Origin of the sequence: Pseudomonas sp. NPDC047961 (assembly GCF_050272435.1) — a bacterium.
Lineage (GTDB): Bacteria > Pseudomonadota > Gammaproteobacteria > Pseudomonadales > Pseudomonadaceae > Stutzerimonas.
This window is the reverse complement of record NZ_JBNNMD010000006.1, coordinates 206401-218375: the sequence shown is the minus strand read 5'-3', so window position 1 is coordinate 218375 and position 11975 is coordinate 206401. Positions and strand designations below refer to the sequence as shown.

The 11975-nt window shown below is 60.3% G+C and carries 8 protein-coding genes; 6 read left to right on the top strand and 2 right to left on the bottom strand.

Translation table 11 applies throughout. The features are described from left to right. Nucleotides 1–32: 32 nt before the first annotated feature. From ACQKIK_RS19305 to ACQKIK_RS19280, 6 genes are all read left to right on the top strand, one after another. On the top strand, nt 33–671 hold the full coding sequence (locus ACQKIK_RS19305) for a GNAT family N-acetyltransferase (RefSeq protein WP_499137140.1): 639 nt from the start codon (nt 33–35) through the stop codon (nt 669–671). Between the two features lie 185 nt (nt 672–856). After that, nucleotides 857–2542: an autotransporter assembly complex protein TamA gene (locus tag ACQKIK_RS19300; protein WP_499137241.1), complete on the top strand. Its 1686-nt coding sequence runs from the start codon at nt 857–859 to the stop codon at nt 2540–2542. Nucleotides 2543–2595: 53 nt separating this feature from the next. Beyond that, the gene (locus ACQKIK_RS19295) at nt 2596–6231 is read left to right on the top strand and encodes a translocation/assembly module TamB domain-containing protein (RefSeq protein WP_499137139.1); all 3636 of its coding nucleotides are present in this window, start codon (nt 2596–2598) and stop codon (nt 6229–6231) included. A gap of 399 nt (nt 6232–6630) precedes the next feature. Beyond that, nucleotides 6631–7983 carry an alanine/glycine:cation symporter family protein gene (locus ACQKIK_RS19290; RefSeq protein WP_499137138.1) on the top strand — a complete coding sequence of 451 codons (1353 nt, stop codon included), beginning with the start codon at nt 6631–6633 and terminating at the stop codon, nt 7981–7983. Nucleotides 7984–8031: 48 nt separating this feature from the next. After that, nucleotides 8032–8532 carry a thiol peroxidase gene (gene tpx / locus ACQKIK_RS19285; RefSeq protein WP_499137137.1) on the top strand — a complete coding sequence of 167 codons (501 nt, stop codon included), beginning with the start codon at nt 8032–8034 and terminating at the stop codon, nt 8530–8532. A 302-nt stretch (nt 8533–8834) separates the two neighbouring features. Next, entirely contained in the window at nt 8835–10010 is a 1176-nt protein-coding gene (locus ACQKIK_RS19280) for an NAD(P)-dependent oxidoreductase (protein WP_499137240.1), read from the top strand. A 174-nt stretch (nt 10011–10184) separates the two neighbouring features. Here the strand turns inward: ACQKIK_RS19280 and ACQKIK_RS19275 are convergent, their stop codons facing one another. Together ACQKIK_RS19275 and ACQKIK_RS19270 are read right to left on the bottom strand one after the other, a co-directional pair. Next, the gene (locus ACQKIK_RS19275) at nt 10185–11480 is read right to left on the bottom strand and encodes a TRAP transporter large permease (protein WP_499137136.1); all 1296 of its coding nucleotides are present in this window, start codon (nt 11478–11480) and stop codon (nt 10185–10187) included. Continuing rightward, entirely contained in the window at nt 11470–11946 is a 477-nt protein-coding gene (locus ACQKIK_RS19270; RefSeq protein WP_241530992.1) for a TRAP transporter small permease, read from the bottom strand. The genes ACQKIK_RS19275 and ACQKIK_RS19270 overlap by 11 nt, the downstream gene beginning before the upstream one ends. Between the last annotated feature and the right edge of the window lie 29 nt (nt 11947–11975).

Genomic DNA, 11975 nt, shown 5'->3' with positions numbered 1-11975 from the left:
ACAAGCTCCGAGGACATAACAAGAGAACCGCCATGCCGATGACTGCAGAAGTACGAATGCTCGACAGTGGTTACGCCAGGGAAATACGCTCGCTTCTGTACAACGCTTACCGACACGAACCGACCTTCGGCTATCTATTCGAAGCTGATCGCCCCGGCTACGAGCAGCGTGTCCGCGCAACCGTCCGCGAGCTGGTCAATCAGCACCTGCTGCAGGATCAGCCCGCGCTTGGGCTGTTGCTCGATGATCGGCTGATCGCTGCCGCGCTGATTGCGCCACCGCAGCGTCGGCTGGACATTACTGAAAGCTGGGCCTGGCGAATGCGCATGCTGCTCACAGCGGGCTTCCGCTGCACGCGGCGTTACCTTGATTACCACGCCGCGGTGCTGGGTTGTCTGCCGCCGGGCTCCTATCATGTGTTGCCGCTGATGGCGGTCCATCCCAAGTGCCAGGGGCAGCACTATGGCGAACAGCTGCTTGAAGCGTTGCACAACTGGTGTGCCGCGGACGCTGCATCGGAGGGCCTGGTGATCGACACCGGCAACTCACGCTACCTCAACTTCTACGCACGTCAGGGGTACGAAGACATTGGCCAGGTAGCCATCGGTCCGGTGGTCGAGCATGTGTTCTTCCATCCGGCGCCGCGACAGGTCGAATCATCTACTGCATAGAGCGAATTTTGCGCCGGGGCGACAGTCGTACTGATGTTGTCCCAAGAAGTGCTCCCATGCTCTCGTCTGACGCTGTAAATGCCGAGCTACACGCATCGACACTTCGCCAAAGCCCAGTGCGCAGCGTGCTAGCATCCTTGGCCATGCCTATTTGTCTCCTTCGCCGTGTCGTTCCGACAGGCCTCATGTTGTGCTGTGCATCAGCGGTGTACGCAGCTGAACTCGACGTCAAGCTCACGCCATCAAACGATGCGCTGCGGGAAAATGTCGAGAACTACATCGGCGAGCTAGGCGATCGCAACGAAGAAGAACTGCTGCGCTACAGCCGTATCGCCCAGGAGCAGGCGAACAAAGCCCTCCAGGCGTTGGGCTATTACCATGCTGAAATCGAAACCAGGGTCACCGATGGGGAAAATCCCCATTTGGCGCTGCGAATCAAGCCCGGTGAGCCGGTTCGTCTGCGAGATATCAAGGTGCAGGTCAACGGACCGGCCGCCGAACTGCAGACGTTTCGGGTGCCGCGCAACACCTTGAAACCAGGCGCTGTGCTCAATCACGGGCAGTACGAAGCGGTCAAACAACGGATTCTCAACCAGGCCTCGCGTTATGGGTTTTTCGACGGACGTTTCGAGCGCCAACGTCTGGAGATCAACCCCGACACGAATGCCGCTGACGTCGAGTTGGTCTTCAACAGCGGGCCGCGCTATGTGCTCGGCGATGTTGGGTTCGAGGGTGACTCGCCGTTTGACCCGGATCTGCTGGCACGCATGGTGCCTTTCGAACCCGGCACGCCGTATGACTCGGAGCTGATTGCCGAGCTCAACCAGGCAATGCAGTCCAGCGGCTATTTTGAAGGTGTGCGGGTCGATGCCAATCCGGCCAACGCCAACCAACAGCGCATTCCCGTCGCGGTGCAGTTGACCACGCGAGAGCCGCGCACGCTCGGACTTGGCTTGGGCTATTCGACCGACGTCGGTCCGCGTATACGCTTCGATTTCACCCGTCATTGGGTCAACCCGCAGGGCCACAGCTACGGCATCGAGTCCGAACTGTCCGCGCCGCGGCAGAACGTCGGCTTTTTCTATGACGTGCCGCTGGACCCACCTTTGACCGACAAACTGCGCTATGCGGCTGGCTATCAGTACGAAGAGCTGAGCGACAAAGACAGCCTGAGTCGACTGCTGACGGTTGGCCCCGAGTGGCACCGCAGGTTGCCCAGCGGCTGGCAGCGCGTTTGGGCATTGAAGTGGCGCCATGAGCAGTACGAGCTGGGCGATGATTCGGGGGTCAGCACCTTGCTGATGCCTGGTGTGGCCTACAGCTTTTTGCGCAGCGACAACCGCCTCGATCCCAGTCATGGCTATCGCTTGAGGTTCGAGCTGGGCGCGGCGAAGGAAGGCGTGTTCTCGGACGCTGATCTGGTGCATGCCAACGCGACGGTCAAGGGCCTGACCACGCTGGGCGCTCGGCATCGCTTTCTCGGGCGGGTGGAAGTGGGCGGCAACTGGACGGACGAATACACCAACGTGCCGCCATCGCTGCGCTATTTCGCCGGTGGTGACCAAAGCGTGCGGGGCTACGACTACCAGAGCCTGTCACCGACCAACTCCGATGGCGACCGAATCGGCGGGCGTTACCAGCTCGCGGTCAGCGCCGAGTACCAGTATTCACTGACCGAGAAATGGCGCCTGGCGACCTTTGTCGATCAGGGTAATTCGTTCAACTCGTTAGAGCTGCCCAGTCTCAAAAGCAGCGTAGGTGTCGGCGTGCGCTGGGTCTCGCCGGTTGGGCCGATTCGCGTGGACTTGGCTCATCCGTTGGATGGGGAAGGTGGTGTTCGGTTGCATTTTTCCATGGGGCCGGAGCTTTGAGGCGTAGTGCGAAGATAGTCTGCTGGGTACTGCTTTTTCCGTTGGCCTTGCTCATGGCCATCGTTCTGGCGGTTGGCCTGCTGGTCGGTACCGAAGCCGGCAGTCGTTGGGTGTTGGGCAAAGTCCCTGGGCTGCAGGTCGAAGCATTCAGCGGGCGTCTAGGCGGCCGTTGGCAGGCGGACGGTCTGGTCTGGGAACAAGATAGTCGCCGGGTCGAGGTGGCGTCGCCGCAGATGAGCTGGTCGCCCAGTTGCTTGCTGCGTAAGACCCTTTGCATTGAAGAGCTGGCCACTGGCGATATCGATCTGCAGTTTCCTCCTGCTGACGAAGAAGAGACAGCAAGCGAGCCCTTCCAATTGCCTGAGCTTGATCTGCCGCTCGAGCTTCGCATCGAGCGCGTCGACATCGGTGCGGTCAATCTCAACGGCGTTCAACAGTTGCAGGGGGCCGAACTGCAGGCAGACTGGGACGAGCAGGGGCTCGCCATCAGGTCTTTGACGGTTCGCCGTGATGACGTTGTGCTCGAACTTGCGGGCCGCCTGCTGACCAAAGCCGACTGGCCGCTGGCGCTGGAGGGGACCGCGGCGATCCGCTCGCCAAACGCGCAGCCCTGGGCGTTGAAGTTCGAGGTTGATGGCGAGCTGCGCGAACATTTGATGGTCGACGTGCAAAGCCAGGGCTACCTGGACGCCAAACTCAGCGGCTGGGTGCGCCCGCTTGAACCGGACGTGCCAGCAAATCTGCTGTTGGCGTTGGAGGATTTCAAGGCCGCACCGGAGCTGCCAGATGCCTTGCGTCTGGAGGCGCTGGAGCTGACCGTCAAAGGCGATATGGAACAGGGCTATCGCCTGGACGGTAACGGGAGCCTGCAAGGCGAGGGCGGTGCGGTGGCTGTTGCGCTGAACGGCCTGGTGGACAAGGTGCATGCAGAGATCGAGACCTTTAGTCTGGATGCGGGCGAGCAGCAGGGCGTCGACTTAAGCGGTGCCGTTAGCTGGCAGGACGGTCTGGATGCAGAAGCCCAGTTGGCTTGGCGTAATTTCCCATGGCGCCGCCTCTATCCCGATATTGAGGAACCACCTGTTGCGCTGCGAACCCTTGATGCGCAGATCCAGTATGACGACGGTAACTACCTCGGGAATTTCAATGCTGCGCTGACAGGCCCTTCCGGTGACTTCACGCTGCGGAGCCCTGTCAGCGGCAACCTTGAAGTGGTGCACCTGCCGCAGCTGGAACTGCGCGCTGGACAGGGCAGGGCCGAAGGAAACCTCAGCGTCGGGTTCGCGGACGGCCTCGATTGGACGACTCGGCTTAAGCTGAGCGAATTCGATCCGTCTTATTGGGTCGCGGAGCTGCCGGGGCAGATCGGCGGCACGTTGAGCAGTAGCGGAGCCTTGCGAAATGAAAATCTGCAGGCTGAGGCCGCTCTTGACTTGAATGGCACGTTGCGCAAACAGCCGCTCAAGCTTCAGCTACAGGCGAGCGGCGAAAACGCCACCTGGAACCTGCCGACGGTCGATCTGCGTCTTGGCGACAACCGCATCCAGGGCAGTGGCCGCTGGGCTGAGACGCTTGAGGCGAACCTGGCGCTCGATCTCTCGCGTCTGGGCCAGCTTTGGCCTGACCTGAGCGGCAAACTGACGGGTAACCTCGACCTGGCAGGCACGCCAGACGCACCTCAGGGAAAGCTGGCGCTGAGCGGCGCTGATGTTGCGTTCCAGAACAATCGAATTCGGCGCTTGCAACTTGCCGCCAGTCTCTCGGAGGGCGAGCGCGGCCAGCTCAGCCTGGACGCAACAGGCTTACAGGCCGGAGCGACCGAAGTGGGTCAGTTGCAACTGAGCGCCGAAGGCACGCAAACCGACCACCAGGCGAGCCTGCTGCTGCAAGGGCCATTGCTCGACTTGTCGTTGGCGTTGACCGGTGGGCTCAAAGGTGGCGATTGGCGGGGCCGGTTGGTAGAAGCCGAACTGGATGCTCAAGGGCAGCAGTGGGCCTTGCGGGACCCAGCGACCCTGCAGCGCCTGGAGAACGGCCGGATTACGTTCGGCGCGCACTGCTGGCTCTCAGGGCAAGCCACGCTGTGCGCCGACGATCAGCGGCTGCAACCTGACCCACAGTTGCGCTACCGCCTGCGCGACTTTCCGCTCGAGTCGCTTGCTGAATACCTGCCGGACAATCTGATCTGGCAGGGCGAAGTCAATGCGGATCTAGCGCTGGATCTGCCGAGCGCGGGTCCAAGCGGGTCTATCCGTGTCGACGCCGGCCCTGGCATGTTGCGCATGCGCGACGGTGAGCAGTGGCTCGATTTCCCGTACCAGACCTTGTCATTGACTAGCCAGCTAGCCCCGAAACAGGTCGATAGCAGGCTGCGATTCGAGGGAGGCGATCTTGGCGATCTGGATGTCCGACTGCAGGTAGACCCCAGTGGTGAGGTCAAGCCAATCTCTGGCAATTTTCAGCTAAGCAATTTCGATCTGTCTGTTATCAAGCCTTTTGTTGCGCAGGTCGAGCGACTCGACGGACAACTGAACGGCAATGGCCAGATCTCTGGCACGCTGCAACAGCCGCAGATCAACGGAGAGCTGAGGCTTACTGAAGGCGAAATTGCGGGCGCTGAGCTGCCGGTCAGCTTCGAGCAGCTACAGGTCACGGCCATCATCGACGGCGAGCGGGTTCGTGTCGACGGTGACTGGCGCAGCGGCGAGCAGGGCCAGGGGCAGATTGGAGGAACGATCGATTGGGCACAGGCGCTCGACCTCGATCTGCGAATCAGCGGCAGTCAGTTGCCTGTGATAGTCGAACCCTATGCTGAGCTAGAAATCGCGCCCGATCTACGCATTCAGTTGGCTGACGAGCAGCTGGCCGTAAGCGGGAAGCTTCGTGTGCCACGCGGCGAAATTACCGTCCGCGAGCTGCCGCCCTCGACGGTGAAGGTGTCTGAGGATGCGGTCATCGTCGGCGCCGAAGCGGAAGAGAACAAGCCACCCTTGGCCATTCGCATGGATGTCGACGTTGAAGTCGGGCAGGACAGGTTGCGCTTTTCCGGCTTCGGTCTAACGGCGGATCTTGCCGGCTACCTGCACATAGGCGACGACTTCGATGCACGTGGTGAGCTCAGCCTCAACAAGGGACGTTACCGCGCTTACGGTCAGCGTCTAACGATCCGTCGCGCCCGGTTGTTGTTCACGGGTGTGCTGTCGCAACCCTATCTGGATATCGAAGCCATTCGGCGTATCGAAGACGAGAATGTCATTGCTGGCCTGCGTATTACCGGCAGTGCAGAGCAGCCACGCGTCGATGTATTTGCCGAGCCCGCCATGAGTCAGGAGCAGGCATTGTCCTACTTGGTGCTTGGCCGGCCCCTTGGCGCCGAGACGGGTGACAGCAATCTGTTGGCCCAAGCGACCCTTGGACTCGGCTTGGCCGGCAGCGCCTCGATCACCGGCAACGTCGCGCAACGCCTGGGTATCGAGGATTTTCAGCTGGACACTGAAGGCAGCGGTGCAGACACCAGCGTAGTCGCGAGCGGGAAGCTAACGGACCGGCTGACCTTACGTTATGGCGTTGGGGTGTTCGAGCCCGCCAATACGGTTGCGTTGCGCTATCAGCTGACCAAGCGGATTTTCCTCGAAGCGGCCAGCGGGCTCGCCAGTTCATTGGACGTCTTTTACAGGCGGGATTTCTGATCATTTCCCCCAAAATAATGCCGCGGTTCGACTGGCATTGGCGCTGCGCTAGGCTACGGTCACAGGCTTCCGTATGCGGCAACCTGGCGCGGGTTCGCAGGCTGACTAACCGGTCGCTCGCTCGTCCCGCTCATACGCTGCAGATCCCACACAAAGGGTGTGGCGCCAAGGGCTAAAGGTGGTGGTAGGATCGCTCGGTCGCTCCTTGCATGGCGGCTGATGCGAGGCTCTAGCATGAGTCTTGCAGGTTGTCGGTAACGCTCCGGACATTGAAGTCGGAGTATTACCGGGTCGTTCGGGCAGCAGTTGAAGTCGCATTCTCCACGCGCCGTTCAGTGTTCGTACCGACTCGGCCCGCTCGGGCAAGGATGTCTAACATAATCAATAAGGGTGCCTTGAATGGAATTCCTGCAAAACCTGGTTAATAGCGTCAACGGTCTCGTCTGGGGACCGCCCATGCTGGTGCTGATTCTCGGTACCGGTCTTTTCCTTATGGTCATGCTCAAGTTCATGCCGCTGGTGCGCATAGGTACTGGTTTCGCACTGATCTGGCGCGGACGTACAAAAGGCGACGACGACACAGGGGAAATCAGCCCGTTTCAAGCGCTGATGACGTGTCTGGCCGCAACCGTGGGCACCGGCAACATTGCCGGTGTCGCCACTGCAATTTTTCTCGGCGGGCCTGGCGCGCTGTTCTGGATGTGGTGCACGGCGCTGGTGGGAATGGCGACCAAGTACTGCGAAGTCGTGCTGGCGGTGCATTACCGGGAAAAGGATGACCGCGGCGAGCATGTCGGCGGACCGATGTACGCCATCAAGAACGGCTTGCACAAGCGCTGGTTATGGCTGGGCGGCGCCTTTGCCATATTTGGCGGCTTGGCTGGGTTCGGTATCGGCAATATGGTGCAGGTCAACAGCATGGCGCTGGCGCTGGAAGCCACGTTCTCAGTACCGCTGTGGGTCACCGGTCTGGTCACCATGCTGTTCGTTGGGCTGGTCATTCTTGGCGGCATCAAGCGCATCGGTGCGGTAGCCGCCGCGTTGGTGCCGTTCATGTGCGTGGCCTATGTCATCGCCGGCATCGTGGTGCTGGTGGTGCATGCTGCTGAGCTGCCGGCTGCGTTCGCCTTGATCTTCGCGCACGCCTTCTCGCCAATCGCTGCGACCGGCGGCTTTGCCGGTGCGGCTGTGATGGCTGCGATTCGCTTCGGCGTGGCGCGTGGCATTTTCTCCAACGAAGCGGGGCTGGGCACTGCAGGTATCGCGCAGGCCGCCGGCACCACTAAAAGCTCGGTACGCTCGGGTCTTATCGGCATGATGGGTACCTTTATCGACACCATCATCATCTGCTCGATCACCGGCCTGGCGATCATCTGCTCCGGTGTCTGGACCGGCGGCGAAAGCGGTGCGGCGCTGTCTGCAGCAGCCTTCGAGTCGGCAATGCCTGGTGTTGGTGCGGCGCTGTTAACCATTGCACTGGTGGTGTTCGCGTTCACCACGATCCTGGGCTGGAGCTATTTCGGCGAAAAGTGCTGGGAGTTCTTGGTCGGTACCAAGGCGATCTGGCCGTTCCGGGTCATCTGGGTCCTGGCTGTTCCGTTCGGTGCGATCGCTCAGCTCGATTTCGCCTGGCTGTTGGCGGACACCCTGAATGGCCTGATGGCAATTCCTAACCTCGTCGCGCTGCTGCTGCTGAGCCCGGTGGTGGTCAAGTTGACCAAGGAATACTTTGCCCGCACACACGCCGCTTAAAACCCGCGCCGCGGGTACGCCCGCGGCCCATGACTGAGAGGAGTTCACATGACTGAAGTAACCCATAAAGGCAATCCGATCCAGGTTGCCGGCAACTTTCCGCAGGCTGGCCAGAAGGCGCCGCCGTTCAGCCTGGTAGGTGGAGATCTGTCCGACGTGACGCTTGCGAGCTTCGCGGGTAAGCGAAAGATCTTGAACATCTTCCCAAGCATCGATACGCCGACCTGCGCCACCTCGGTGCGCAAGTTCAATGCACAGGCCAACGAACTGGCTAATACGGTGGTGCTGTGTATCTCTGCCGATTTGCCTTTCGCGCAGAAGCGCTTCTGCGGCGCTGAAGGCCTGGATAATGTCATCAACCTATCCACCATGCGTGGGCGCGAGTTCCTCGAGAACTACGGTGTACTGATCGCGAGCGGTCCGCTTGCCGGTGTGTCGGCTCGCGCTGTCGTCGTGCTGGATGAACAGGACCAGGTGCTTCACAGCGAGCTGGTTGCCGAGATCGGTTCCGAGCCGGACTACGACGCTGCGATTGCGGCGCTTAAATAAGCGCTGCCAATAGGAAGCGGTGCAACGCCGCTTCCTTTGCCTCTGAAATCTGACGACAAAAATACACCCTCGCCGCGCCTCTTCTCTGCCGTTAATCAATTGGCTGAATAACCCGGCTGACGCTTAGCTTCAGTACGTGGTTTTCCAAACGCAGCCGTGCCAGGCAACGGCGACAGGCGCTGATTTGCAGCACCGTAAAATTTTTTTCTGTCGCTGCGGTCAGAGCATTCGTTGCCTATTGAATGGATTCGCTTATGTCTAGCTCGCACATCAAGAAGAAGATCGGTGTATCCGGCACAGGGATGATCGCGCACTGCTTCATCCGGCTGATCAAGCAGCACTATCACGATCTGGAAATCTCGCGAGTACTGACTCGCCGTCCGTTGAATTCCATCACTGATTTCCCGCTGTCTGAACGCCTTACCAATTCGATTGATCATCTGATCGCTGATGCTGATCTGATCGTCGAGTGCAGCGGTGATGTCTTTCATGGCACCGAGGTCATCGAGCGTGCGTTCGAGGCTGGCTTGCCGGTTGTGACAATCAATGCTGAGCTTCAGGTCACCACGGGTTCGTACTTGGCTGGCAAGGGCTTCATTACCGAGGCCGAGGGCGACCAGCCGGGGTCATTAGCGGCACTTCATGAAGAAGCCTTGATGATGGGCTTCAAACCGTTGGTCTACGGCAACATGAAAGGCTACCTGAACCACGATCCCTCGGTTGAAGACATGCGGTACTGGGCAAAGCGCCAAGGCATAAGCGTAGACCAGACCACTTCGTTCACCGACGGCACCAAAGTGCAGATCGAACAGGCAATTGTCGGCAACGGCCTGGGCGCAACGATCACCAAGCAGGGGCTGGAAGGCCTGGCTTCGACCAATTTGACGGAATCGGGCAACCTGCTAGGCATGATGTCCGAGCGGCTGGGGCAACCCTTTGTGGATTATCTGATTCCTTCCGGTTATCCCGCGGGCGGTGTTTTCCTGGTCTGTCGCCATGATGACGATCAGCGGGCTGCCATCGAGTATTTCAAGCTCGGCCCCGGCCCGTATTACACGCTGGTACGCCCATTCCATCTCTGTTCGCTGGAAGTCGGTAAAACCGTGCGGCGAGTGCTCAGTGGTGGTGATGTGCTGCTGAACAACTCAGTCGCACCGACTCTGGGTGTGGGCGCAATTGCCAAGCGAGCCATGCGCCCAGGTGAGCTGATCGAGCGAGGCATCGGCGGATTCCAGTTTCGCGGCGAGGCCCTGAAGCTCGATCAGCATCCCGATCATGTCCCGATCGGCCTGTTGCGCAAGACTGCATTGAGGAGGGCGGTCGAGCCGGGTCAGCTCATCACCTTCGATGACGTCGATATCCTGCCCAGTCGTGCTCTGGAAATCGTCATGCAACAGCGCGCTGCATCTGGGGCAAGCGTTCTGCAGAAACCGCCGGCCGACCATGGGCGCGCCGCTTTGGCGGTGATGGGCAGCTGACAGCTGACCAGTACTGAGCGAAAGCCAGCCGACTGTTTTTCTGTTAGTTCAAGCGTTCGGAGCACCACCCTACTTTCACGCGTCGAGAACAGCCGATCTCGGTGACCGGGATCGGCTGTTGTTGCAGCCGTTCCGACGACTGACTCGTGCGCTCGGGTAGGAGCTCCAGCTCAACTAGACCGCATAGCCAAGCATCCTAGGCAGCCACAGGGCGATTTCCGGAAAAACCGCCACTAGGATCAGTGCACTGCCCATCACCAGAACGAACAGCAAGGCCCAACCAACCGTTTGCTCCAGGCGGATCTTGGCAACTTCCGCGGTCACCATAAGATTAATCGCGACCGGTGGGGTGAATTGGCCGATGGCAATATTCATCGCCAGCAAAATACCGAACCACACCGGGTTCCAGCCGAAGTGCTGCATCACGGGAATCAGGATCGGCATCAGAATCAGGTAGATGGAAATTGCATCTAGCAGCATGCCGGCCAGCAACACTGCGACCATCACCAGGATGAGCAGTACCGCTCCGCTATCTGACAGCGAAATCAGCCATTCGGCGAGGTGGCGGAAGGTGCCGAGCATCGTGCCAGCCCAGGCGAAGATGCCCGCCAACGCGATAATCAGCATCACTACGCCAGAGATCACCGCTGCCTCGCCACAGAGCCGCCAGAGGTTGCGCCAGTCCAATTCGCGCGTAACGAACAAGCCGATGACCACGCCATAGGTCACGCCGGCAACCGCTGCCTCGGTCGGCGTGAACAGGCCGCTGCGAAGACCGCCCAGAATCAGTAAAGGGGCAAAGAGCGCTGGCAATGCCTGGCGGAAACTCTCACCCAGCGGTGGACGTTCAGCACCTTCTGGATTCTCCCAACCGTAGCGGCGCGCCAACAGCCAGGCAGGTAGCAGCAACACAAGGCCTGCAAGTATTCCGGGGAAAAGTCCGGCTGCAAACAAGGCCCTCAGGTCGACGCCGGGAACCACGATGGAATAGAGGATCAGCGCAATGGAAGGCGGAATCAGGATCGCTGTCGAGGCGGATGCGGCGATCAGCGTGGCTGAGAATGGCTTGGGGTAGCCGGCGCGGGTCATGCTCGGCAACATCACCATGGCCACCGCGGCAGCATCGGCGGGACCGGAGCCGCTCATGCCACCCATGATCAGGCAGACCAGGATGGCGACCATCGCCAGGCCGCCGTGGCGCGGGCCGATCAGGGCCTGGGCGAAGCGCACCAGACGTAGCGCCACACCGGATTTCTCGAACACCAGGCCGGTGAGGATGAACAGCGGAATGGCAATCAGGGGGTATTTGGCTACGCCGTTGTAGGTGTTGGTGCCGAGCGTGGCGAGCATGTCCGGTGATAGACCAGCAAGGATGCCAATGGCGCCGGAGAGCGCCAGGGAAAACGCAACCGGTACGCCAATTAGCAACAACACTAGAAAGCTAGCGAGCATCCAGAGATCAGGGCTCATCGGTGAGCCTCCCGCGCAGCCTGTCGATTGTCATCTGGGTCAGGCGTACAAGCATCATCAGCGCCAGCAGTGGCAGCCAGACCACATACCACCAATTCGGCAGCCCCAGGCCGGGAGACTCGGATTCCCACTGGTATTCCTCCAGCGCGAACTGCCCGCCGTACCAGAGGACCATGCCGAGCACCAAAACGCTGGCCAGCCACTGCAACAGGATCAGCGGCGTACGCAGGCGCGGAAACATCCGCTCGGCAAAGCCTATGCGGATGTGGCGGTTACTGCGCATGGCCACCGAGGCGCCGGCGAAGGTGAGAATTACAAGGAGAAAAACGGAAATTTCTTCGGTAAAGGCGAAGGAGGCATCGGTGAAATAGCGCACCACCACGTTGGCCAGGCTGATCAGGCTGATGATCACCAGCGCTAGGGTAGCCAGCACGCGCTCAAGGCGCGCGTCCTGTCGATTGTTCATGGGTTTCCTCGAATCCCGACGGCATCGCG